General features: G+C 44.1%; 19 protein-coding genes, 1 pseudogene and 1 riboswitch. Of the genes and pseudogenes, 12 read left to right on the plus strand and 8 right to left on the minus strand.

All coding sequences use genetic code 11. The annotated features are described in order from the left end of the window. Positions 1–149: 149 nt before the first annotated feature. A complete protein-coding gene (locus AB4371_RS13765) occupies positions 150–1,310 on the plus strand; it encodes an HD-GYP domain-containing protein (RefSeq protein ID WP_372150116.1) in 1,161 nt (386 codons plus the stop codon). Between the two features lie 132 nt (positions 1,311–1,442). Here the strand turns inward: AB4371_RS13765 and gnd are convergent, their stop codons facing one another. From gnd to AB4371_RS13790, 5 genes are all read right to left on the minus strand, one after another. Beyond that, complete coding sequence (gene gnd / locus AB4371_RS13770; protein ID WP_017059712.1) at positions 1,443–2,891, minus strand: decarboxylating NADP(+)-dependent phosphogluconate dehydrogenase; 1,449 nt, start codon at positions 2,889–2,891, stop codon at positions 1,443–1,445. Between the two features lie 28 nt (positions 2,892–2,919). Further along, entirely contained in the window at positions 2,920–3,654 is a 735-nt protein-coding gene (gene pgl / locus AB4371_RS13775; RefSeq protein WP_017066266.1) for a 6-phosphogluconolactonase, read from the minus strand. Continuing rightward, positions 3,651–5,153: a glucose-6-phosphate dehydrogenase gene (gene zwf / locus AB4371_RS13780; RefSeq protein ID WP_017059714.1), complete on the minus strand. Its 1,503-nt coding sequence runs from the start codon at positions 5,151–5,153 to the stop codon at positions 3,651–3,653. Before zwf ends, pgl begins: the two co-directional genes overlap by 4 nt. A gap of 410 nt (positions 5,154–5,563) precedes the next feature. Continuing rightward, positions 5,564–6,259: a response regulator gene (locus AB4371_RS13785; protein WP_017069356.1), complete on the minus strand. Its 696-nt coding sequence runs from the start codon at positions 6,257–6,259 to the stop codon at positions 5,564–5,566. 69 nt (positions 6,260–6,328) lie between these two features. Next, positions 6,329–7,981 (minus strand): ATP-binding protein, encoded by a 1,653-nt coding sequence (locus AB4371_RS13790; RefSeq protein ID WP_372136874.1) that lies wholly within the window; start codon positions 7,979–7,981, stop codon positions 6,329–6,331. A gap of 617 nt (positions 7,982–8,598) precedes the next feature. On the opposite strand from AB4371_RS13790, the gene AB4371_RS13795 reads away from it, so the two are divergent. The 6 genes from AB4371_RS13795 to AB4371_RS13820 all read left to right on the plus strand — a co-directional run bounded on the left by AB4371_RS13795 (position 8,599) and on the right by AB4371_RS13820 (position 16,054). After that, on the plus strand, positions 8,599–8,826 hold the full coding sequence (locus AB4371_RS13795) for a hypothetical protein (protein ID WP_009846577.1): 228 nt from the start codon (positions 8,599–8,601) through the stop codon (positions 8,824–8,826). Between the two features lie 215 nt (positions 8,827–9,041). Continuing rightward, positions 9,042–10,478, plus strand: a complete 1,437-nt coding sequence (locus AB4371_RS13800; protein WP_372150118.1) for a TolC family protein — start codon at positions 9,042–9,044, stop codon at positions 10,476–10,478. 3 nt (positions 10,479–10,481) lie between these two features. Then, on the plus strand, positions 10,482–11,456 hold the full coding sequence (locus AB4371_RS13805) for an HlyD family secretion protein (protein WP_017070946.1): 975 nt from the start codon (positions 10,482–10,484) through the stop codon (positions 11,454–11,456). A gap of 7 nt (positions 11,457–11,463) precedes the next feature. Continuing rightward, entirely contained in the window at positions 11,464–12,783 is a 1,320-nt protein-coding gene (locus AB4371_RS13810) for an ABC transporter permease (protein WP_372150120.1), read from the plus strand. Beyond that, positions 12,780–13,952, plus strand: coding sequence for an ABC transporter permease (locus tag AB4371_RS13815; RefSeq protein ID WP_372150122.1), 1,173 nt, complete (start codon positions 12,780–12,782; stop codon positions 13,950–13,952). Before AB4371_RS13810 ends, AB4371_RS13815 begins: the two co-directional genes overlap by 4 nt. Positions 13,953–14,512: 560 nt before the next feature. Beyond that, positions 14,513–16,054: a sodium:alanine symporter family protein gene (locus tag AB4371_RS13820; protein WP_017059723.1), complete on the plus strand. Its 1,542-nt coding sequence runs from the start codon at positions 14,513–14,515 to the stop codon at positions 16,052–16,054. Between the two features lie 156 nt (positions 16,055–16,210). On the opposite strand, the gene AB4371_RS13825 is transcribed toward AB4371_RS13820, so the two are convergent. Both AB4371_RS13825 and AB4371_RS13830 read right to left on the minus strand, forming a co-directional pair. Then, a complete protein-coding gene (locus AB4371_RS13825) occupies positions 16,211–16,387 on the minus strand; it encodes a hypothetical protein (RefSeq protein WP_372150124.1) in 177 nt (58 codons plus the stop codon). Between the two features lie 324 nt (positions 16,388–16,711). Next, on the minus strand, positions 16,712–17,446 hold the full coding sequence (locus AB4371_RS13830; RefSeq protein ID WP_372150126.1) for a chromosome partitioning protein ParA: 735 nt from the start codon (positions 17,444–17,446) through the stop codon (positions 16,712–16,714). Positions 17,447–18,055: 609 nt separating this feature from the next. Then, a riboswitch (glycine riboswitch) is annotated at positions 18,056–18,175 on the plus strand. Between the two features lie 128 nt (positions 18,176–18,303). Between AB4371_RS13830 and AB4371_RS13835 the strand changes: the two genes are divergently transcribed. The 4 genes and pseudogenes from AB4371_RS13835 to AB4371_RS13850 all read left to right on the plus strand — a co-directional run bounded on the left by AB4371_RS13835 (position 18,304) and on the right by AB4371_RS13850 (position 23,366). Further along, positions 18,304–19,674: a sodium:alanine symporter family protein gene (locus AB4371_RS13835; RefSeq protein ID WP_048606947.1), complete on the plus strand. Its 1,371-nt coding sequence runs from the start codon at positions 18,304–18,306 to the stop codon at positions 19,672–19,674. A gap of 384 nt (positions 19,675–20,058) precedes the next feature. Next, entirely contained in the window at positions 20,059–20,871 is an 813-nt protein-coding gene (locus tag AB4371_RS13840) for a transcriptional regulator (protein ID WP_372150128.1), read from the plus strand. Then, positions 20,868–21,329, plus strand: a pseudogene (locus AB4371_RS13845) (hypothetical protein). The gene AB4371_RS13840 and the pseudogene AB4371_RS13845 overlap by 4 nt, the downstream one beginning before the upstream one ends. A gap of 561 nt (positions 21,330–21,890) precedes the next feature. Then, on the plus strand, positions 21,891–23,366 hold the full coding sequence (locus AB4371_RS13850) for an aerolysin family beta-barrel pore-forming toxin (RefSeq protein WP_372150131.1): 1,476 nt from the start codon (positions 21,891–21,893) through the stop codon (positions 23,364–23,366). 107 nt (positions 23,367–23,473) lie between these two features. Here the strand turns inward: AB4371_RS13850 and AB4371_RS13855 are convergent, their stop codons facing one another. Continuing rightward, a complete protein-coding gene (locus AB4371_RS13855; RefSeq protein ID WP_372150133.1) occupies positions 23,474–24,109 on the minus strand; it encodes a LysE family translocator in 636 nt (211 codons plus the stop codon). A 298-nt stretch (positions 24,110–24,407) separates the two neighbouring features. On the opposite strand from AB4371_RS13855, the gene AB4371_RS13860 reads away from it, so the two are divergent. Next, positions 24,408–25,880: a carboxypeptidase M32 gene (locus tag AB4371_RS13860; protein WP_372150136.1), complete on the plus strand. Its 1,473-nt coding sequence runs from the start codon at positions 24,408–24,410 to the stop codon at positions 25,878–25,880. Positions 25,881–26,035: the final 155 nt, after the last annotated feature.

Raw genomic sequence — 26,035 nt, forward strand, 5'->3', positions numbered from 1 at the left:
GTAACCGTATGCAAAAGCCATATATTTAGTGATGACATTAAAGTTTTTCAGTACGCAGTATTACATTTTAATAACACAGTGCTATGGTTTTATTGAATATCGAAACGGTAAAAAACCCGATTAAACAGTGGCATAATTATAATTAAAGGTTGGCTTGCCACATGTTTGACTACTCCCATTTCAGTAGAGCAGCGGCCCAAGACAAAGACATCGTCGCCATAGTCGATGCTCTCTTCCAGCTAGCTCGTGAACACTACCCCATATTATCTCGGCTATCCGTGGTGCTGTGCAGTGAAAATAAAGCATCGAATTATTTTGTATCGGATTCACTGTGCCAAAACGCCAAGCATCATTACATCGAACAGGAGATCAAACCCAACTCTGCGTTGAGTCGTCTGGCTGAATCATTGGAAACAAGAATTGTTGATGACCTCTCTTTGATGAATCCGACTAAACAAATCTCTCATCTACTCGAGATTGGTCACCAAAGTAGCTATACCACTCCAATCCACTACCAAGAGAGTAACCTTGGGTTCGTTTTCATCAACGCCTCATGCACTGACTTTTTTGCTAAGCAGACAATACAAAGCGACATCGCCTACCTCACCCAAGCGATTTCGAACCTGTTTGTGCAACTCTTCGAACGCCAGAGACATTTTCAGTCCTCATTAGCAATCGCCCTAAACATGGGGCACGCACGTGATCCTGAAACCAAAGAGCACCTCATTCACATGGGTAAATACAGGGAGCAGCTGGCACGTGCGCTTTCGCATAGTAACAATGAGATTACCCACCAATTCGTTCACCGCATTCGCTTGTATGCCCCGTTTCACGACATAGGGAAGTACCGAATCCCAGACAAAGTGCTCTTCAGTACTGAGCGTTTTTCGGAAGAAGAAAGAAACATCATGAACAATCACACGATATATGGCGAAGAGATGATTGATGACGTGGTTGCCCTTTCCCACCACAGCTCAATGTGTAGCGAAGAAGTTCAGTTCATCAAGAATATTGTACGTCACCATCATGAACGGTTTGATGGCTCAGGGTTGCCAGATGCGCTCGTTGGAGAAGCGATTCCACTGGAGGCAAGAATTGTAACGCTAGCGGATGTGTTCGATGCTTTACTGAGTAAACGAGCTTACAAACACGCATGGTCAGCATCTAAGGTAATGGACTACATTGAAGCGCATACAGGGTTGATGTTTGATCCAGAGTGCGTCTCTGCGCTGAAGCAAAACCTTGATTACTTCATGTCGATACGAGAGCAATACAGTGATATGCAAAGTCCACAAGCTGCACTCGCTTAACGGGTTGTATTAAATTTGCTGTCTGTGACTCTCTTGCAGAACCAACAAAAAAGGATGCCAGTTGGCATCCTTTTGTTTTCTAGTTTACAGCTAATAAGAACAACAAGGTTCTTAACTGATTCTAACTAACGATTATACGTCGTAAGTTGTAGAAGCAGTATCGCCGCCTGTACCAGTCCAGTTTGTGTGGAAGAATTCACCACGTGGACGGTCAGTACGCTCGTAAGTGTGAGCACCGAAGTAGTCACGTTGAGCTTGAAGCAGGTTCGCTGGTAGACGTGCAGTTGTGTAACCGTCTAGGAAAGATAGCGCAGAAATCGTACATGGCATTGGGATACCAGACTCTAGAGATTTCGCTGCTACTTTACGCCATGCCACTAGGCTGCCTTGTAGGATGTTTTTGAAGTACTCGTCAGAACCTAGGAACGCGATGTCTGGGTTTGCTTCGTACGCATCACGTATGTTGCCTAGGAATGCAGAACGGATGATACACCCACCACGCCACATTAGCGCTACGTTACCGTAGTTTAGGTCCCAGCCGTTTTCGTTCGACGCTTCACGCATTAGCATGAAACCTTGAGCGTAAGAGATGATCTTAGAAGCCAGTAGAGCTTGACGTAGTGCATCAACCCACTCTTGCTTGTCGCCTTCAACTGGAGTGATTGTCTTCTCAAACAAAGCTTCAGCTTCAACACGTTGGTCTTTAAGAGCAGACAGGCAACGAGAGAATACAGACTCAGAGATCAGTGTTAGTGGGATACCTAGGTCTAGTGCGTTGATACCCGTCCACTTACCCGTACCTTTTTGGCCTGCAGTGTCTAGGATCTTCTCAACTAGCGCTTCACCGTCTTCATCTTTGTAGCCAAGGATGTCAGCAGTGATTTCAACTAGGTAGCTGTCTAGCTCAGTCTTGTTCCAGTCAGCGAATACTGCTTGCATCTCGTCAGCAGACATACCTAGGCCATCTTTCATGAACTGGTATGCTTCAGTGATAAGCTGCATGTCACCGTATTCGATGCCGTTGTGTACCATCTTAACGAAGTGACCAGCACCGTCGTTACCAACCCAGTCACAGCAAGGCTCACCAGCGTCAGTTTTTGCCGAGATACCTTGGAAGATTGGCTTAACCGCTTCCCAAGCTTCAGCCGCACCACCTGGCATGATTGAAGGACCGAAACGAGCACCTTCTTCACCACCAGATACACCAGTACCGATGAAGTGGATGCCTTTCTCACGACAATGCGCTACTCGACGGTTAGTGTCTGGGTAGTTAGTGTTACCACCATCAATGATGATGTCGCCTTCGTCTAGAAGTGGGATTAGATTTTCGATGAACGTGTCTACAACGTCACCAGCACGAACCATAAGCATCACTTTACGTGGCGCTTCTAGCTTCTCAACTAGCTCTTCTAGAGAGTAAGCACCAACAATGTTAGTACCTTTAGCTGGGCCTTCTAGGAACTCGTCTACTTTAGCAGCAGTACGGTTATGAGCCACAACTTTGAAGCCGTGGTCGTTCATGTTTAGGATAAGGTTCTGACCCATTACTGCTAGGCCAATTACACCGATATCACCTTTCATTATTTTATCTCCTTGCGGCTATTCGCACTTATGCGATAGCACTTGCTGCATTTGAATCTAGGAACCACTCTGTTTCGCCAGTTTTAGACTGGATTTTCGCTGCCGGGTAAGGCAGTTCTGAAGCAGGAGTTGTATGAATTTCTTTAACGATCTCAACTTTACCTGCACCCAGTACTAGGTAGCTGATTCGTTTTGCTGCTTCTAAAACTTTCGCTGTTTTAGAAACACGGATTTGACCAGACTCAGGGTGAGAAGCTAATACAGATAGGTTCTCATCTTGGTAGTTGGTTGCACCTGGGAATAGTGAAGCTGTGTGGCCGTCTGCGCCAACACCAAGCAGAATCCAATCGAATACAGGCGTGCCGTTTTCTGTTGGGATTACGTCTGCCATCTCTTTTGCGAAACGCTCTGCTTCTGCTTTTGGTTCATCTTCACCACGGATGCGGTGGATGTTTTCAGCAGGAAGGTTTACTTGAGTAAACTCTTTTAGTTTTGAAAATAAGAGCGCGTTTGCTTCACCGAAATTGCTTTCAGCGTCGTCTGGTACAACGCAACGTTCGTCGCCCCACCAGAAGTGAAGGTTATTCCATTGAATACCTTCCGCGTATGGCGCCTGTGCTAAAAGTTTGAAAAGCATTTTTGGCGTGCTGCCACCAGACAGTGAAATGTGAACAGGTTTGCCCTGCTCGCTGTATGCTTTCATTTCATTTGCTAGGTTTTCAACAACCAGTTCAGGCGTTGCAAAGATCTTGTGATTGATCATAGTTCGCAGTAATCCGTGTCTGTTAAGTTTTTGCATGGGAAACGCCATGCGCGGCCATCACGTTGCAGAAGTTCATCTGCTTCCTGTGGACCCCAAGTACCACAAGCATAGCCAAACAGTGCTTGAGGATCTTGCTTGAAGTCTAAGATTGGTTGAACGTACTTCCAACATGCTTCTACCGCATCGGTACGTGCAAACAGAGTCGCATCACCGTTCAGTGCATCAAGAAGAAGACGCTCATAAGCCGTCAGCATCTGAGTTTCAGGCAAGTCAGAGTAAGAGAAGTTCATTTTCACTTCTTTTGCTTTGAAGCCTGCGCCTGGCTCTTTCAAACCAAAGCTCATCTGAATACCTTCATCCGGTTGGATGCGGATAATCAGCTTGTTCTCTGGTGCATCTTGACCAAATACTGGGTGTGGCGTGTTCTTAAAGTGAATCACGATTTCAGTCACACGTGTTGGTAAGCGTTTACCTGTACGTACGTAGAAAGGAACACCATTCCAACGCCAGTTATTGATGTGAGCTTTCAAGCCGATGTAAGTCTCGGTACGAGAATCATCCGCTACACCATGCTCTTCACGGTAACCTAGTAGGTGCTGACCACGAACATCTGATGCTGTGTACTGACCTAATACTAAGTCTTTACGCAGATCATCTTCTTCTAATGGTTTCAGACACTGAAGCACTTTAACCACTTCATCACGAATAGAATCAGCGTTAATTTGTGCAGGCGGCTCCATACCTACCATCGCTAGCACTTGCAGCAGGTGGTTTTGGAACATGTCGCGAACTGCGCCAGAACCGTCGTAGTATCCGCCACGCTCTTCAACGCCAAGGAACTCAGCACCTGTGATTTCAACGTATTCAATGAAGTTACGGTTCCACAGTGGTTCAAACATCGCGTTTGAGAAACGAAGCACTAGAAGGTTTTGAACCGTCTCTTTACCAAGGTAATGGTCGATACGGTAGATCTGGTGTTCTTGGAAGTGATGATGGATCTCTTCATCCAACGCTTGAGCTGATGCTAAGTCGTAACCAAATGGTTTTTCGATGATCAGACGACGCCAGCCGTTCGATTCATCGTTAAGGCCATGCGCAGCAAGGTTTGCTGGAATCACACCGTATAGGCTTGGCGGGGTTGCCAAGTAGAACAATGTGTTATGGTTTTCGAATTGGTAGTCTTGCTCAAGCTTGTCTAGACGTTGTGCTAAACGAGCATAGTCGTCTACATCTGAAGTATTGATCGCTTGGTAATGCAGATGTTCAATAAATGCATTCAGCGTCTCTGGTTCAGTTTTTTCCATTTCCTGAAGAGACTTCTTCAGCTTCTCACGGTAAGACTCATCGCTGTACTCAGTACGGCTCACTCCAAGAATCGCAAAGGATTCTGGTAGTTGATTGCTAGCATACAGGTGGTATAGAGCAGGAATTAACTTGCGGTAAGTTAGATCTCCCGACGCACCAAAAATAACGATGCTGCTGTTTTCAGGTATTACCATCATCTTTCCTATAAAAACAAGGTTTTTAGTATTCGCCAAAGGTATCAGCGACATACGAAAATAGATAATAGGTCTTAACTATTACATCAATAGTAAGCGCCTATTAAATTTGAGAATGCGTTTGGTAAACGAGGGTGAAAGCTATCACCTCTATTCGGGACAGTATTGTCTATGACTATTTGATTTACATCAACCACTGTGAAAGCAATCGATTAAATATTGACTCATTTCGAACAAATTCTAATCGATAGTTCCGTTCATTTGACCCGAGGGAGAAGCAAATCGGCATTCTCAAACAGTGTAGTCAAGAAAGAACGGTATCTGGTCGGTGGAGTGAGCAATAGGAAAGGGAGAAAAAGGTAAAACCAGCTTATTCAACTGGCTTTATATTTATTTTGATGGTGTCGTGTTTATCTTTGCGCTTTGTTGTAGCAGCGCTCCGGGCGACCTACGGTACCGTAATTTAAGTCTGCGACTAACTCACCAGTGGTAATCAAAAATTCTAAATAGCGTCTGGCGGTGGTTCGGCTAGCACCAATTCGTTCTCCGGCTTCATCGGCGGTAATATTAACGGCATCAGCTTGCTGAAAAATGGCTCTGATCTTATCCAACGTTACGCCATCAATGCCTTTGGGTAAGGTGGATACTTTTCCAGAGTCCGCTTTGGCATTGGCTTGCAGCATCTTATCAACCAAACCTTGATTCAAATCCGACACACTTTCAAACTCTTGCTGTTGAGATTGATACTTTTTCAGTGCCGCTTCCAAACGAGGGAACATTACTGGTTTCAATAGATAATCGACCACCCCACCACGCATTGCTTGCTGCAGCGTATCGACATCCCGAGCAGCAGTAATCAAGATAACGTCGCAGCCTTGATTGCTCCCTCTTACGTGATTAAGAATATCGAGCCCACACCCGTCCGGCAGATACACATCCAATAACACCAAATTCGGTTTTAAGATGTCCAGTTGCATCAGCGCTTCAGACTGTGTAGTGGCAATGCCGACCACGTCAAAGCCACCCATCTGTTCTAAATAACGATGGTGTAGCTCTGCAATCGCAATATCATCTTCAATGACCATGACTCTCGTGATTGCGTTCATTTATGTTCTTCCTTTAACCATGTTTTTTCCGTCACGATGATCTTCACAAGATCGCTTCGTGCTTAATTATTATTGTTCTTCTTTTGGCAAATAAACCGTCATTCGCGTGCCAAAATCTTGGTTGTCGACCATTTCAAGCTGCCCTTGATATCGGTCTGCCAGCTGCTTTATCAGATACAAACCCACACCACGATTTTGCTTCGCTTTGCTCGATACGCCTTTTTCGGTAAGTGCTTTGGTCGCCAACTCTTTCGGCAAACCGCACCCTTTGTCTTCTACTTCTACGATAATTTCATTACCAAAATCACTGATTGAAACTTCAATAACCCGACGCGCTGGCGCAATTTGACCCTCTTGCTTAATCGCCGTCATGGTGGCGTCAAAGGCGTTATCAATCAGGTTGCCAAGAATTGTGACAACGTCATCCGCGTTTAACCAGCTAGGCAGAGCTTCAAGCCTTGATCCCTCTTCCACTTTAAGCTCTAACCCAATCTCTCGAGCTCGCTCTGTTTTGCCTAAAAGCATGCCTGCAATAAGAGGGTCTTTCACCGTCTCTCTTAAGAACTCAATTAAGCTCTGGTAATGAGCGGTTTCTTGACCAATCAATTGTTGAACAGAGTCCAGCTCGCCCATCTGAATCAAGCCACTGATGGTGTTGAGCTTGTTTTGATGCTCGTGGGTTTGTGAACGCAGTAGATCAGCATATTCTTTGGTTTGTGAGAGCTGGTCTGTTAAATCGTTGATTTCATCTCGTAATCGGAAACTCGATACCGCCCCGACCACCTCACCTGCCACTATAATCGGGCTTCGGTTAGCAATGATTCGCTTATTGTTTAAATACAACTCAACATCGTGGTCGGTGTCGCCGGTTGATAGCAGTTGTTCTAAATCACTGCCTGGCAATACATCAGAAAGGCGCTGTTGATTGAGTGCTTTATCCCTGTCTATCGATAAAATATCGCAGGCACTCTTATTAATTGAACGTAAAATGCCGTGCTTATCGATGCTCAGAATGCCCTCTTTCACGGTACTCATGGTTACATCTAGCTCAACATACAACCGGCCTATCTCTTCAGGCTCAAAGCCCAAAATAGCGCGTTGAAAACGGCGAGATACATAACTCGAAATCAAAGCGTTGACCGCAACCACCAGCAACGCCATCACAATCAAAAAGGCTAAGTAAGGTTCGATTCGATCTTGCAACGAATCCAATAAGTAACCAACTGACACCACACCAATAACGGTACCTTGGGTGTCTTTTACCGCGGATTTACCACGAACTGAAAAACCCAGCGATCCTTTGGCTGTCGACACATAAGACTCGCCCAATACCAATGCTTTTTGGTTATCGCCACCACGCATGGGTTTGCCGAGCCTGTCATCGTAAGGGTGAATCAGGCGGATACCTTTATCATCTCCAACAACGATAAACGCCGCGCCAATGAGCTGAGTAAGGTTACGAAATTTAACTTGGGTTTTTTCAGACAAAACGTAGGGAACGCCATCAGGGTCCAACGTTCCATTTTCTTGAATAATGCTGGTGACAAGTGGCGATTCAGATAGAAATTCAGCAACACCTAACGCTTTCAAACCCATCTCTTGTTCTTGAGATTGTTTGATGTAGTAAAAACCAGCCGCTGCAAGAATCAAAAGTTCAACGAGGCCAGTGACCGTCATGATAATCAGTAACCTTTTACGGAAACTGATACTGCTCCATTTCATATTCCACCGTCCCTAGTGTTAGACGATCAATGTTAACACCAAGTTAATCGCATGACCTTTCTAGGGACGTGAATTTGTGACTGCTACTCAACTAAATAATTGAGCAGATTGTTAATTGATAATCCTTTACGTTGTTCATCTCGATTAATCGTTCATTTTTAGGACTGATTAGCTTAAAAACCAAAATAAACGAATAAATATTGAGCTAGATCACTAAGCTTTTAGGTGTTTTTTAGGTTGTTTAAAATAAATACAATTATAATGGTTGCATATGAAGAAGTTTATTGTTGCTAAGCCATAGGTCATGATTTTCAGACCGCGCTTTGAATCGAAACTTCGATTAACAAAATAGCAACAACCCTTCGCTCGCTGGACGTATCTATAACTAAAAGTTGCACGCTCGCCGTTGCGAATGATGAACAAACGGATTAAGTATTCTCCCCTATTCATCCATCGCTATTTCAAACTCGGCTAGCCAGACAACGAAGAGGTGACTGATAAAAGCATCACCCAATAATAAAACATTGATGAGCAGGAAGTATCGATCAGTGGCAACGTCCAATAGAAACAGGATAACAAACATAACGTATAAACATTGTTGAAAAGGAAACAAGGCAATGAAACGCGATAACTTTGGAATTTGTCTTACTAAGACTATGCTGTTCAAACACTTACAATCGACTTTTACTCACGTAAGAGCCTATGAGAAAGATGGCACCTCCCCACTCGATCTCAAGGTATTGTTAGCATTCCCGCAAATGTCAGGGAGAGATTTATTACAAACAATGCAAGGTTCAAGACAATTGGTATGGCGCGCCGATCACCATTGTCCTAGCTTTAAATAAGCCACTTCATTTTGTAAAAACACTTCTATACTGAACTTAAAGAGCACGCTTATGCGTGCTTTTTAAGTTTCATTTATCTTTGATATTCACGTCACTCAATCTTATTTACACTTGATTAACGAGTTATGAAAATTTCTATTCATATGAGACAATCTATTCAAGACAAATGACTATCGCCCTGTTAACATTAGAGTTAATACTCTAATTGGTATTTAATGCAGATGACCAAACCAAAATTCCGATACCTTGCGATCGCCAGTATGCTTCTCGGCACTATGGCTTCGCCAGGCTATGCAGCTCCGCTCACTTTTTCTGAAGCGTGGCAAATATTGCAAGAAAACAACAACTCACTTGCGGCTCAACAAGCCAACGTTGAACGTTATCAACACCTTCAGAACTCAACAAGTAGCCTTAATCTACCTTCTATTACCTTAGGGGCTAACTACACGCACCTTGATAGTGATGTGACGATTAATGGTGAACAGTTCGGTGACAGCTTAAGCGGCGTAAATCCAGCATTTGCTCCCTTCTTAGCTCAGTTAGGTGGCATCACCTCTACCATTACCGAACAAGACATCTTTAGCTCTTCCATTCGTGCTGTGTGGCCTATCTTCACTGGTGGTCGAATAACCGCTGCGCAAAATGCCGCTGAAGGTAAAAGCGAAGAAGCGCAAAGCCAACTGTTGATGGAGAAACAAGCTCGCTACGAAGACTTAAGTAAGTATTACTTCTCGGTGATCTTAGCGGAAGACGTGGTGAGAACGCGTCAAGCCGTTGAAGCAGGCTTAACTCAGCATCGTGATTTCGCCATCAAGCTTGAACAGCAAGGACAAATCGCCCGAGTAGAACGCCTACAAGCCGATGCTTCTTTAGATAAAGCGATTGTAGAGCGCACGAAAGCTCAGAACGATCTTAAAATTGCGCAATTGGCGTTGACCCAAATCCTTGGTCAAAATGAAAGTGTAGAACCCTCTGAACAACTGTTTATCAATAAGAACCTGCCTCATATGGACGTGTTCATTGACCAGACACTCATGACCTACCCCGGCCTTAAGATTCTTGATGCAAAAGAGAAACAAGCAAGCAGCTTAATTAAAGCCGAGAAAGGTAAATACTACCCAGAGGTTTACCTTTATGGTGATTACAGCCTGTATGAAGATGACTCTCTAGCCAGTGAAATGAAACCCGATTGGTTGGTTGGCATTGGTGTGAATGTGCCACTGCTTGATACCTCTGGCCGTTCCGACAAAGTCGCTGCGGCTCACAGTGCCGTATCACAGGTTCAATTCCTTAAGTCACAAGCTAAGCAAGACTTAACCGTGTTGGTACAAAAGACTTACCTTGAAGCAAACCAAGCCATTGAAGAGGTTCAAGGCCTAAACTCGAGCTTGTTTTTAGCTCAGGAAAACCTATTACTTCGTAAAAAAGCCTTCACACAAGGGTTATCTAACTCATTAGAAGTGGTTGATGCCGAGCTTTATCTTGCGAGCATTAAAACCCAGCAATCTGCTGCTCGCTTCAAATACCTAATCTCTCTCAACAAGCTGTTAGCGCTAACCAGCGAAATGAATGCTTACTCGAGTTACTTAACCTCCTCTGTTCCGTCTGATTTCGACTCAAAAACAGACACCGTTAGCCAGTCAAAAGGATAATTCATGAAACCTATTAAGCCCCTTCTTCTATCTTTAGTTGGTATCGGCGTTATTGGCTGGGTCGGATACAGTTTCTATCAAGCTTATCAACCTCAGCCGGTTAAGCTTCAAGGTCAAATCGATGTGCAGCAATACAGCATCTCATCGAAAGTACCTGGCAGAATTGATGAAATATTCGTGCGCAAAGGCGATTCGGTTGAAAAAGGCGAATTGATCTTCTCTCTACTAAGCCCTGAGATTGATGCGAAGCTAGAGCAAGCAAAAGCTGGTCAGAAAGCCGCTGGTGCATTAGCACAAGAAGCAGAGAATGGCGCGCGTACTCAACAGATTCAAGCGGCTAAAGACCAATGGTTGAAAGCCAAAGCAGCTGCCGATCTGATGGACAAAACCTACCAACGTGTAAACAACCTTTACAACGATGGTGTGGTTGCCGAGCAGAAGCGTGATGAAGCCAAAACACAGTGGCAAGCGGCGAAGTACACCGAAAGCGCTGCATTCCAAATGTATCAATTAGCGCAAGAAGGTGCGCGTGACGAAACCAAAGTGGCCGCCGCTCAAAAAGCGTTAATGGCAGCGGGTGCGGTAGCGGAAGTTGAAGCTTACGCAAAAGACACACAGATCCACAGCTGGTTTAATGGCGAAGTCTCTCAGGTTCTATTGAGCAGTGGAGAACTTGCACCACAAGGCTTCCCTGTTGTGACTGTTATCGACACCAAGGATGCTTGGGCTGTGCTCAATGTTCGTGAAGACATGCTTAAGCATTTCGAGAAAGGCAGCCAGTTTGAGGCGTACCTACCGGCTCTGGATAAATCATTAACTTTCCAAGTAACTCACATCGCCGTAATGGGTGATTTCGCAACTTGGCGCTCAACAGACGCAGCACAAGGCTTCGATTTACGTACTTTTGAAGTAGAAGCACACCCTGTCGATACGAGCGAAACACTGCGTATGGGCATGAGCCTAGTGGTTGAGCTTTAGGTGACTTATGTCTGCTAACTCTCAATATACTGGATCGCAATCTAGAGGCTCGCAATCAACTGAGCATCATAGAGCGAAGAATACCTTGCTTCGGCAGTGGGCGATTGTCCGCAAAGACAAATGGTTGTTGTCTTGCCTAACTTGGATTCCTTTGCTGCTTGCTGCCAGTATCTGGCTGATTTTTTCACAAGGGATCGCTCGTGACTTACCGGTCGCAGTTGTCGACCTTGAGCACAGTCAAATCTCGCAACAGTTCACACGCCTTGTTGATGCGTCACCTACGCTGCAAGTCACTCAGAAATACAGCTCTGCGAGTGATGCGGCGAAAGCGATGATCGAACGTGATATCTATGGTTATGTTGTGATACCAAGGCACTTCGACCGAGACCTTCTGCTCGGCTTGAATCCGCAAGTGTCTGTATTCTATAACAGCCAATTTATCTTAATCGGTAAGCTGGTGAACTCTGCCTTGCTGCAGGCTCAAGGGACTTTTAACGCGCAACTTGAAGTCGTGAAACAGCTGTCACACGGTGATACCACGGTGCAATCCGCATTAGGCCAAGCAGTAACGGTACAAAGCCAGATCACGCCGCTGTTCAACAAGAACACCAGTTATGCACAGTTCTTGGTGTCTGCGGTTATTCCTGCACTGTGGCAGATCATGATTGTGGTGGGCACGATATTGGTTTTGACGGCGAACGTTAGAGCTCGTGGGCTTCACGCTTGGTTATCCAACGCCCCTATGAAGTCACTCGCATCAACATTAACGCCCTACCTTGTCTTGTTTTTGATGTTTGGTATCGCGTTTAGTTTTTGGTTCTATGTGCTCTTAGACTGGCCATTTAACGGCAGCTTTGTGGCATTGACTATTGCCCAACTGCTAACCGTGATCAGTTGTATCATTATGGGTTGTTTGTTTTTCTTCTTAACACTTGATCCAGCAAGGGCGATGAGTTTCGCTGGCGCATTTACGGCACCAAGCTTTGCGTTCATGGGTATTACCTTTCCAGTAACAGACATGAATACAGCTGCTCAAATTTGGAGAAGCTTATTGCCCGTGAGTCATTACATCGAAGTACAAACGGCGCAGTCTAGTTATGGTGTGAGCGCAGCACAGTCTTTGATCAGCCTCTCTTCTATGTTGTGGTATGCAGTTCCTGCTTTCGTGGTAATGTTGCTAATTAAGAAACACTTGGCGCAATCAACTCTAACTGCACAAGCAGATCTATCGACACAAACAGGTCTATCAGCAAAAACAGCTATATCAGCAAAAACAACGCCGTCAACACAGCCAGAAGCATCAGCACAACAAGGAGTAAAACGATGAGCTTTACTCAACTGCTCAAGCAAGAGCTCTTAGCGGTACTGCGCAACCCTGTCGTGCTTCTTACGGTGTTTGGTGGTGTGGTCTTCTATTCATTCTTGTATCCATTGCCTTACGCGAATCAAGTTCCTCAACAACTGAAAGCTTCGGTTGTGAACTTGGATAAGAGTCAAAGCAGCTATCAATTAGAGCGTATGGTGGATGCCACCTCTCAAATCGAATTGGTTCGTCGAGACTCCACCATCGCCGATGCGAAACAAGCCGTACTTAACCAAGAGATTGGTGGGTTCCTCGTCATTCCAGAAAACTTCTATAAAGACTTGCTGCTCGGTAAGAGCCCGACACTTTCTTACGCTGGTGATGCTTCTTACTTCTTGGTCTACGGAACCATTGTTGAAGGGCTTGCCAAGGCCGGTGGTACGTTAGCTGCGCAAGTTAAGGTCAGCCATTTGTTAGTCGAAGGTGTGCCTTTAGAATCGGCAGCCAAAGGTTACAGTGCATTCAGCTTGAACCTGAAACCAACGTTTAATAGTCACATGGGATACATCGATTACGTGGTTCCAGCCGTCTTTGTTTTGATCCTGCAACAAACCTTAGCCATGGCTTCTGGTTTAGTTGGCGCGACCCAAAATGCTCAATCGACATTTGGTTACTGGAGCAAAACCTCTCCAGCGAAACTGATGCTTGCTCGCTGTTTTACCTTAGTCGGCATTTATTATTTGTTGTCGATGTACTACTTCGGCGCTAGCTTTTCGATGTATGGGATAAACCAGATCGCCTCAACAACACAGATCTTAACCTTACTTCTGCCCTTCTTACTGGCCAGTTGTTTGATAGGGATTTTGATTGGTGAGTTAGTACCACGAAGAGAACTCGTCACGGTAGTAGTGTTAATCAGTTCAATGCCACTGATCTTCTCTTCAGGTTTTATCTGGCCAGTTGAAATGATGCCTGAATGGTTAGTTCTGTTATCACAGCTATTCCCAAGCACACCGGCTATCCAAGGCTTCTTAGCACTTAATCAGATGGGTGCATCTTGGCAAGAAGTGGCATCTCAATGGACATTACTCTGGGGACAAGTTTTGTTGTGGGGTTCGTTATTGGCACTTAAGCTCTACCACAAATCCAGCAAAAGCACGGTTGGCAATAGCAATAGTGATCGAGCCGTTTAGTTTTATGTGCTATCGGAAAGTAGTCATGCTTTCCGCTCATCAAAAAAGCTCTTATAAAGGGCTTTTTTAATATCCTAAGATCCGAATACACTTTCAGCCTTAGAATGTTTATACACCTCGAAAACATATCGAATACTCGAAATCCCCTACGCGCCCTCTATGTCCCTCCAGCCCATCACTCTGAATTCTCCTTCACCCGACTCTATAGCAGCTACTGCATATGCTTTTCTCAGCATAAAAAGCATCGACTTATTCCCAAATGATGACAAAACCCGAACAACTGTAAATTTATTGTAAAAATTTCTTTGTTGGCATTATTTTTATGTATAGGATTATCAGTAGGACTTGGTAGCCCGAATACCATAGTCTTATTGGTGCACATACCAAAAGGATATCCATACAAAGCAAGATCAGTACTTATATTTATTTCGTTTTTCGACCTAGCTACAGCCGTTTATGTTGCCGTCGAATGAAGTAGATAAACCACTGAGATATACAAATCAAATAGAAAACAAACACAACAGCAACAAACATAATTTATTAAAAAGACAGGGAAAACCATGAAAAACATACGTGAATTATTTTTTGGGTTTATATTATTGTTTAGTTCCAGTGCATTTGCAGAAGAAGGATCATTTAACCAAGCTATCAGCAACTTAAGTCAAAGTGTTGATGGTTTTTTCAACGAATACACAGGTTGGTTCGTTGGGCTGATATTTAAAAGTGTACCGATTGGTGAAGCTAACTTCCCAGTGATTGTTGGCTGGCTGTTGCTCGCTGCGATCATCTTCACTGTTTATTTTGGCTTTGTTCAATTTAAACGTGTCGGCATGGCGATAGACATTATCAAAGGTAAGTATACCGATCCTAACTCTAAAGAGGACGGCGAGGTTTCTCACTTTCAAGCGTTAACAACGGCGCTTTCTGGTACTGTCGGGCTTGGTAACATTGCCGGTGTAGGTGCTGCACTTGCGATTGGTGGCCCTGGCGCGACATTCTGGATGATCTTGTGTGGCCTTCTGGGTATGGCTTCTAAGTTCTGTGAGTGTACCTTAGGTGTGAAATACCGAACTATCCTACCTTCAGGTGTTGTTTCGGGTGGTCCAATGTACTACCTAAGCCAAGGTCTGGGTGAAAGAGGTTTAGGCGGACTAGGTAAAGTGCTCGCTATTGGTTTCGCATTAATGTGTATTTTAGGCGCATTGGGCGGCGGTAACATGTTCCAAGCTAACCAAGCACACGCCATGTTAACTTACGCATTTGATGTACCAAGTGAATACGGTGTGATCACTGGCCTTGTACTTGCCTCTTTAGTTTTCTCTGTGATTGTTGGTGGTATGCCTTCTATCGCATCGGTAACAGAAAAAGTTGTTCCTTGGATGGCTGCTCTGTATATCGGTATGGCTCTGATTGTCATCGGTTCTAACCTTGATCAAGTTGGCCCTGCGTTCAGCGCAATCTTTACAGGTGCATTTACTGGTGAAGGTGTTGTTGGTGGATTTATTGGTGCGCTAATTCAAGGCTTGAAACGTGCAACGTTCTCGAACGAAGCAGGTGTAGGTTCAGCAGCTATCGCTCACTCAGCGGTTAAAACAAAAGAACCAATCACCGAAGGTCTAGTATCACTATTAGAACCGTTCGTTGATACGGTAATCATTTGTACAATGACCGCATTGGTTATCACTATCGCTGGTTTAAACGTAGGTCCATTCGATGGTTCTGGTTTAACAGGTGTAACGCTGACTGCTGCATCGTTTACTGAAACGGCAGAAGTATTCAAATACACACTCGCTCTCGCGGTAATCATGTTTGCGTTTTCTACCATGATCTCTTGGTCGTACTACGGTCTTAAAGCTTGGACTTACCTATTTGGTGAAGGCAAAACAACGGAGCTGATTTTTAAAGTGATGTTCTGTGTGTTCGTTGTTATTGGTGCCACGATTCAATTTGGCGCGGTAATCGACTTCTCTGATGCAGCTATCTTTGCGATGTCTATCTTCAACATTCTTGGTCTGTACTTCTTGATGCCAGTTGTGAAGAAAGAACTGCAATCGTTTGTTGCTCGTGTGAAATCAGGCGAAATTAAAACGTATGAGAAATAACGTTTAGTGGAATGAGGTTGCTCTAGTAGCTAACTGGATTCTAAGAAACGACACAGCTCTATAAACGAAACTGTTCTAAAAATTTTTGTAAGACCCTTTGCTTGAGAAAGCGAGAACAGGACTGCAACTTATCCAAAATCCCTACTGGCTTAAGGCTTAGCTCGTAGGGATTTTTGTATCTGGATTTTCTTGTTCAAGCCGTTCAGGATCTTGGCTTACTTTTTTGCGCTCCACCAGCTCTTCTACTTCAATCATTTCTCGTTGCGCTAATGGCGAATTACAATCATCGAAGCAATAGGCTACGGTACAGTTCTCACACAGATATTCATTCATGGTTTAATCCCTGTCTATTGAGATGGTCTAATCACAAAATGACAACAGACCGCGTGTTCATCCTAGAACACCACTATTATGCTGTTTCTCAACCCTATAAATATGCGTGCAAAGTCACCAAGTATTCAATTAATCACATATTAAAACCATTTTACGGCTCTAATCACGAATAGCTTGGTAATCGTGTGAAAACGGTTATTAGCCATGCTACGAAACCGATTAGTAGCAGAAATAAACCAACTAGAACGAAAACGCCCACATCATTTTCATGATGTGGGCGTTTGAATAGCTATAGATAAAGACGAATGAGTTAAAGGTTTGGGTCTATAAACCCATCTCTTCGGTTAGCGTTTTGATCTGCTTGAGATCCATGGTGTGGACTTCAATCATTTGTCTGATATCACTCAGTCGAGAGTTAGCGTTATCTTGCTTCTCACACGCGTCAGATTTCGCATCCCATGATGTGCCATCTAAGTAAACGTCACACGCTTTCTTAAGAGAGCCAAGGTTTTGCTCGAGTTGTTCTCTTTCTTTCTCAAGCTTTTCAAGTTCTTGAGAAATCTGCAATTCTTTTCGGAAAACTTCACGCGAACGCTCAAACAAAGTCGATTGCATGTCAGCCTGACGATTAAGTTTCTGGTTGTCTTGCTGAGTTTGCTCTAACGTTTGCTTCTGTTCATTTAGCTGTTGCTCTAACGAGTAGTTCGCCTTCTCTAAAACCGAAGACTGCTTGGCTAATTCGTGGAGCTCTTTTTGATGCTCTTCCGTTTGTTTCACTAGAGCGGCTTCTACTTTCGCATCGATTTCGGTATCAACTTTTGCCACTTTAGTTTCAACGGATGTCATCAACTGTGCTCTGCTGTCATGCAGTTCTTGATAACGAGTTTCGAGTACCTGATAAGTGGACTCCCACTTAGAAGCCGTAACTGTAGAACCAATTAAGCCACCCAGAGCTAAACCTATAACCGCAGCAATGCCGATATAGAGCTGACTGCGCTTATCGCGTTCTTCAATAACAACCACTTCATCTTGTTCGCTTTGTCCAGATTGCTGGTTCACTAGCGGGTACTCCCAAAAATTTGTTTAACGTTACGCGGTCACTGGCACGAATGCCAATACTGATAGTGCAGGCTCAGTTAAACCTATCGCTCAAGCCAGAAGCACTTAAGCTCTGCTAACACATTCATCCCACCTGTTCACAGGCAGGTTTAACGAGTTAACTCCGAAATCATCAAGCTGGCAGTATACAAAAGGAAGCTGCTAACGATAACTATCACTACCCATTTTTGCAGTTTTTCGTTTGTCCGGTAACGAAATAGTACAAATGCCAAAGCCAATAAAAAAACAATCGCTATTAGTCGAGTCATAACTCCTCCTTGTTTCTCTATTTTATACCATTTAAATAAGCAAGTTACGTCAGAGACTCGTTGTTTGATCATTTAGTTGAACAACATTTGTGCAAACAGATATTTTGTAGCTGACATCACATTTTATATGATCTAGGATACGCCTACAGATTACCTAATTATTTAGGTAATTGTTCCGATGAAGACTGCAGGAGAGTGGTTTTTAACTAAATATTAACATTTAGTTAGATTGACCCGCCGAAGAAGTAAATCTTTCAGGTGCTTTATGCTGGAGAAATCCAGAAAAGTGAGGACTGTCGTTGGAGGAACCTCTGGAGAGAACCGTTAGATCGGTCGCCGAAGGAGCAAGCTTAGTGCCCGTTACTTATCTATAAGTGATTCACTAAGTGAAACTCTCAGGCAAAAGGACAGAGGAGTGGAAAGCAACAGCCTTAATTAACAAAAGAATTCTATCTAGAAATCCGTATGTATTAAGTAGTGCTCCCGATCCCTGCGATCTGCACTGCCTTCCCTCTTCTCCTTAAATTTTTAATTTATTAAGGGGAATCTATGAACCACCTACAAGCTACACTACAAACCATCAACCAATTCGTTTGGGGACCACCGCTGCTTATTCTGCTAGTGGGTACAGGTATCTACTTTACTTTTCGCTTAGGCTTACTCCAGTTTAGACACCTCCCAACCGCACTGAAAATGGTGTTCAGCAAAGACAAATCTGGTACGGGTGACGTATCGAGTTTCGCCGCTTTGTGTACTGCACTTTCAGCAACCATTGGTACAGGTAACATCGTTGGTGTAGCGACCGCAATCAAGATTGGTGGCCCTGGTGCCCTATTCTGGATGTGGCTTGCCGCTGTATTTGGTATGGCGACCAAATACGCAGAATGTCTACTCGCCGTTAAATACCGCAGAACCGATAGCAATGGCGAAATGGTTGGCGGCCCAATGTACTACCTGCAATACGGTGTCGGCTCACGAATCTTGGCGGTAATGTTCGCTGTCTTCGCGCTCGGTGTTGCTTGCTTCGGTATCGGTACCTTCCCACAAGTCAACGCTATCTTAGACGCAACTCAAATCTCATTTGGCGCTTCTCGAGAGATGTCTGCTGTCGTTCTTACGATATTAGTGGCGGTGGTAACCCTTGGTGGTATCCAATCTATCGCTAAAGTAGCAGGGAAAGTCGTTCCTACTATGGCGGTGATGTACGTCGTCGCGTGTTTAAGCGTTCTGATTTCAAATGCAGACCAACTACTGAATGCCATTACCCTTGTTGTTACTTCTGCGTTTACCAACACAGCAGCAACCGGTGGTTTCTTTGGCGCGAGCATCATGCTTGCTATCCAATCAGGTATCGCTCGCGGCGTGTTCTCGAACGAATCAGGCCTAGGTAGCGCACCAATGGCTGCAGCAGCGGCTAAAACAGACTCATGTGTGAAACAAGGACTTGTCTCTATGACAGGTACCTTCTTCGACACCATCATCATCTGTACGATGACAGGCTTGGCACTTATCTTAACGGGTGCTTGGCAGACGGACCTTTCTGGCGCTGCGATGACCACTCACGCATTCGCTGTTGGTTTGAATGCAGACACCCTTGGCCCTATGTTGGTTTCTGTTGGCTTAATCTTCTTTGCGTTTACAACAATTTTAGGTTGGAACTACTACGGTGAGCGCTGTGTTGTGTTCTTGCTAGGTACCAAAGCAGTATTACCTTACAAGATTATCTTCATCGCCTTGGTGGCTTCTGGTGCATTCTTAAAGCTCGACATGATCTGGATAATAGCCGACATCGTGAACGGCCTAATGGCAATTCCGAACCTAATCGGGCTTATCTTGCTGCGCCACGTTGTTATCGAAGAAACCAAGCTATTCTTCAAACCGTTAACTTCTTCAAAAGATTGTGAAGCAGTTAAAGCGTAACCTGAATTGATTGAATACCAAGCCCGCACTCAACTGCGGGCTTTTTATTTTCATCACATAGCGAAACGTCTTAAATTATTATGCAGCACATATGCCCTTATAAATAACAAGAATATTAAATCGACTACTATGCGATTTAATAAAGCAAATAGAAGGCTACTAAAAAGGACACTAATAAAACCAACACTTAATTAGATATTACTTATATTTAACAGATTGTGCGTTGGTGTCAGGCGTTTTGTCACAAACATATTAAATTTCTTTTTTGTTTCAACAACACAAAAAACCAGAAGAATAAAACATGTGACTTTAATTCATATATTAGTCAGTTTATAGTCATCTACATTGTAGAGAGAATTATAATAAAAATAAAACGTTGGCTATATGATCAGATTCGACCCGATTAAAAACCGTATTTATAACGATGAACGTTCTATTAAAGTAGGATACCGTGAAACTCGAGTTCTGGAGTTATTACATAAAAACTCACCCGATATTGTTAACAAACAAGATATTATTAGCTTCGCTTGGGGAAACGAGTTCATCGGGGATACGTCACTAGCGAAAAGTATAAGTCTACTGCGCCAAGGGTTCGTTAGATTAGGCATCAAAGAAACCCCAATCGTCACCGTTCCTAAGGTGGGCTACCGCCTTATCGATGAGTGCGTGGTAATCGACTCGCCCGTCAATAATGCAGCCACAACTCCCCTTGCTGCTGCGAGCAACCTAATACCCGTCGGCAATAACGGTATTGCTATCGGTGCAGCAGTTGCAGTCGAACCTAAGCCTAACCCTAAACAAAGTTCTTCGGCTTACTTCCCCACAGCTGAAAGCCGAAACAAGTTGTGCTACTTCACCACTGGCTGCTTACTGTTAGCATCAGCGCTATTGGCTTTTGCTAAGGTTAATGAGAGAAACCTCAGCGAGATCAATCCCATTAACCGGCTCAGTGAGCAATGGATAGGTCAAATACAAGTTTTCCAAGCCCCTGAAATGGCGATGACGCCAGAGCTAGAAAGCATTCTCTATCAGTATCAATGTGATTGTGTGGCGTACATTAGCGAAGAAGCGGAGTATTCAGAGCTCTCTATTCTCAACAAAGCCACACGCCAGTCCGTCAACATCTTTTACTCGCCAACCCAACTAGATCAAGCCAGTACCGAACTGGCCCTATTCCTAGAAAGAGGTCAATTATGATGCCAATCGTTGCGCTCATTTCTGCATTCGTTTTATTGGTTGGCATATGGAGTATCCCTTCTCCCCAACCAAAAGAAGAGCATCGCTACCAACATAGCGTGGTGGACCTGATAGTGAATGACAATGTATTACGTACCGACGGGTAAACGAAAATAAGTAACAACAAGGTGCTACACCTGATGTCCGTTCAAGACGACAACATGCCCGACCCACTTGTTCTGCGATTCAGGGGAACAGCCCGCCCTTCGCAATCACTTTTCTTTTCTATTTCTGGCACCATCGACTTAGTCTCTGTGCAAAAAATAAATAAAACAATGAATGACAGCCGATTGTCGCCTTACCTGTTAATCAACAATGACCCATTAACGGTAAAGATTGATATCTTAAGTTCGAATGATTTATTCGCCATCATTAAAACGTGTAATACAGGCCGAACACAACTTCTGGCCAAACGATAATTAGAGATAGTTTAGCCACTAGTAACAAGTACCCTATTATCAAATAGCAAGCTTTACCTATATTACACATAGAAAACGGATGGTTATTTTCATTGTTCTATCAGTAATGCAATTATTACCGTCTTCCTTACTTTAAGTGTTTACATTTTAAATACCGATAGCAAATCAAGATATTCAAGTTAGATTTTTACTCCTTGTCACTCACTACGTGCCCACCTTAAAACTACGAGCATTGTGAATGGTTATATCTGTTCTTCCAATTAACCATTCATACAGTCGCCAAAAATAACGTCAAATAATTTTGACGTCTAAGCCCGAATAATGGGTCTTCATTTTTCTAAAAACGGTTTGAGCCCCATCAAACAATTTACGTTCAGTTGCATACTCTTTCACCGTAAAAACACTAATGACAATACAAGACATTGAATTTAATGGGTAATTTAATTCAACCCTTTTCAGTATCTATCTATTTATCAACATGAAAAAGTGAACTTGTCTTGTTAACTGCACGGCACACAAAACATTATCAAAATAGAAAAATTACAAATGAGGGAATTGTTAATGATCACAGTAAACAGAAGTCTCTTAGCAACCGCAGTGTTGTCTGTTCTATCAACCGGTGTAAATGCGAAGATTTACCCAGACCAAATAGTGTTTGACCAACTTGGTGAAGATGTATGTCGGTCTGGTTATCGCCCTATAGACCGTTATGAAGCCGAAGAGCAGAAGAGTGCTTTGGTCGCTCGTATGGGCACTTGGCAGATCACCGGGTTAAAAGGAAACTGGGTAATCATGGGGCCTGGTTATCATGGCGAAATTAAGCAATCAAGCAGTGGGTCAACGTTCTGTTACCCAAACAACGACCAATCTGAAATCCCTAACTATTCCGCCAAATCGGTTCAGGAAGGCAGCGAAATCGATGTTCAGTATGAATTAGTAAACAACCGTACCGATTTTATTCGCCCATTAAGCTATTTAGCTCACAACCTAGGTTACGCTTGGGTTGGCGGTAATAACAGTCAGTATGTTGGCGAAGACATGACGATAAAGCGCTCTGGCGACAGCTGGGTAATACAAGGAAATAACAATGGTTCTTGTAGTGGCTATCGCTGTGATGAAAAAACCAAAATCACCGTCGACAATTTTGCCTACACCGTTAACGATGACAACTTTTGGCATGGTGATGTTGTCGAGTCAGATCGTGAACTAGTGAAAACGGTTTACGCGACGGCAAGAAACAACAGCAACATCGCACAACAAGTGGTGGTCGACCTAAAAGTAGACGAATCAACAAACTGGTCGAAAACGAACAGCTATGGATTCTCACAAAGCGTTCAAACAGAAAACACCTTCAAGTGGCCTTTGGTTGGCGAAACTAAGCTCACCGTTAAGTTCGAGGCTAACCAAAGCTTCGCTGAAACAAATGGCAACTCCACTAGCGAACAAGTAACACTCCAAGCTCGTCCTATGGTTCCTGCAAATTCGGAGCTACCGATTCGAGTTGAGCTGTATCGTTCAAGCATTTCTTACCCGTACCGATTCAACGCCGATATTAGCTACGATGTTGAATTCAACGGCTTCCTTCGTTGGGGTGGCAACGCGTGGCACTCCCATCCAGATAACCGCCCATACAAGGCTCATACCTTCACCATGGGTCGTGGCAGCAGTGAATCTGCCGACATTCGCTACCAATGGGATCACCGTTACATCCCAGGTGAAACAAAATGGTGGGATTGGGGCTGGGCGATTAAAGAAGCTGGACTATCAAGCATGCAATACGCAACAGGCGGAAGCTTGCGCCCATTCCACTCTTACGTGTCTGGTGATTTCTACGCTGAATCTCAATTTGCAGGTACTATTGAAATTGGACAAGCAACACCAATCACTAACAATCTACGCAGCAAAAGGAGTGTTGATTCGGCTAATGAAACCAGTGAACGCATTGGCGACATCGAAGTTACCACCAACTTTAACGCCGATGAGTTGAGTGACTTAGGTTTCGAAGGTGCTGAGATGAACATTAGCGTCGTTGAATAACTGCGCTGTTGAATAAGATCGGTACAAAGATCTACCAGTAATAAAGCACAAAGCCCACGACGCATCGTGGGCTTTCATATATTCATGTTCAACTGGAAAACGGTGAACTACACAGGCTCTTCCATCAGAAGCTTAACACCTAGTCCCACCAGCACCATGCCCGTCACACCTTCCATCCACTTCATAAAACTCGCGTTTTTGAGCAAGTTTTTAGCGGAATTAAGAGCGCCAGCCAAACCACATTGCCATACCATCGCAATCATAAAGTGTACCGAAGCCATCACCATAGATTGCAATAAAGGCGAACCTTCAGGATTTACAAATTGAGGTAAAAAGGCCAGATAGAAAACTGCTGTTTTTGGGTTAAGAACGTTAGACAGAAAGCCTTCACGCAAAGAACGCTTGGCGCTGTATGCTTGCTGAGCTTGTTCACCGACTTTCAAACCGCCACCGTTTTTCATCAAAGCTCGTAAACTGCTTAAGCCAAGCCAGATGAGGTAAACCGCACCCACCATCTTAACGGCTTGAAAGAGTTCAGCGGATTGGGCGAGGATTGCAGATATACCCACAGCAGAGAAAAACGCGTGTACATACAAGCCGCTACAAATACCAAAGCTCGTCATACAACCGTCAGCTAAGCCAGAGCGGCTGGTGTTGCGAATCACCAAAGCCGTATCTAAGCCCGGCGTTAGCGTTAAAATAGTGATGGCAATTAGAAATGCCTCAAAGTTCAAAATATCCATATCATTGTCATTCTTGTTCAGCGATCTATCATCAATACCGTGTATCTGAACAATTCGCAAGCAACAATTGCCACCAGCTATACAACTCACTGATTTTGTGCACAATAGAACAGTTTAATTTGTTAAAAAATAGTAAATTCAAGGCATCGTACCGCCTCATGCTTTTCTCGCTATATCTTCGACTCCGAAAGTCAGCGTCTTTAAAAAGCAGAGCCATAATAAAAGTACATGAGAGATGAGCCTTAACGCTGACACAGCCCTAAGGATCATTTAAAGAAACCAAATTAAGAGTAGTCAAATGAGCGCATTCAAAAAACTAGTCGAACACTCTCAAAAATGTTCACGCTTTCAACACCTAGCCTCTATTTGTGGTTGGGACCAAGCTTCAATGATGCCAGCAGGTGGTAACCAAGCTCGTAGTGAAGCGATGGCCGAGCTTTCTGTTCATATTCACGGCTTAATGACTCAACCACAGCTTGGCGATTGGATTGCAGACGCTGAAAATGAAGCGCTGAACAACGAGCAACAATCGTCACTTCGTGAAATAAAACGCCAGTGGCAACAAGCAAACCTACTTCCAGAAAAACTGGTTGAAGCGAAATCTCTATCGGGTTCAAAATGTGAACATGCGTGGCGTAGCCAACGCGGTAACAACGACTGGGTTGGATTCGAAAAGAACTGGCGTGAAGTGGTTGAGCTTTCTCGTGAAGAAGCGCAGATTCGCGCAGACGCAGCCAATCTAACGCCTTATGATGCGATGCTGGATATTTATGAACCGGGCACCAGCTCTACTTCACTTGATACCCTATTTGCAGACGTTAAAACTTGGCTTCCAGGTTTAATTGATGAAGTGATCGAAAAACAATCGAGCGAGCAATTTAACGCACCATCAGGTATCTATTCGACCGAGAAACAGAAAGCACTGGGTTTAGAAGTCATGAAGCTGCTTCAGTTCGATTTTGAACACGGCCGATTGGATGAAAGTGTTCACCCATTCTGTGGCGGCGTGCCTTCAGACGTGCGTATCACAACACGCTATGACGAAGCGGAATTCGTTCAAAGCTTAATGGGTATTGTGCATGAAACAGGCCACGCACGTTACGAACAAGGCTTACCAAAACACCTAGCAGGACAACCAGCGGGGGAAGCTCGTTCTATGGGCATTCATGAATCTCAATCTTTATTCTTCGAGATGCAAGTCGGCCGCAGCGACCCGTTCATTGGACACTTAGCGAACTTGGCTGGTCAGCAATTCTCAGGCTCAGAATTTGAGAAAGAAAACTTCCAGAAGATTTACACGCGCGTGAAGAAAGACTTCATCCGTGTCGATGCTGATGAACTCACCTACCCTGCACACGTTATCCTGCGTTACGAGATTGAGCGTGACTTGATCAACGGCAAGATCAAACACACTGACGTGCCAGAGTTATGGAATACCAAGATGCAGTCTTACCTTGGTTTAAGCACTCAAGGCAACTTCACTAACGGCTGTATGCAAGACATCCACTGGACAGACGGCGCATTTGGTTACTTCCCATCGTACACATTAGGTGCGATGTACGCGGCGCAGTTCATGGCTTCAATGAAGAAAACGGTAGATATAAACTCTGTGATTGAAAGCGGTGACCTATCCCCTATCTTCACTTGGTTAGAATCAAACATTTGGAGCAAAGGCAGCCTGCTGACCACTGATGACTTGGTGAAAGGTGCAACGGGCGAAACCTTGAATGCGCAATACTTCAAAGACCATTTGAGAAGTCGTTATCTGTAGATAAAACGCCCAACTACATTGAAGGTTTCTACTTGCAGAGCTTGCTGTGTAAGTAGAACCAAGCTGAAAAAAGCATAGTACAAGTATTGTAAGTCAAAAGTCACAATTATGGCTGAAGGGTAGCTTTGGTTCTAACTTGATGTATGGAATCCACT

Origin of the sequence: Vibrio sp. 10N.261.51.A3 (genome assembly GCF_041471965.1) — a bacterium.
Lineage (GTDB): Bacteria > Pseudomonadota > Gammaproteobacteria > Enterobacterales > Vibrionaceae > Vibrio > Vibrio crassostreae_C.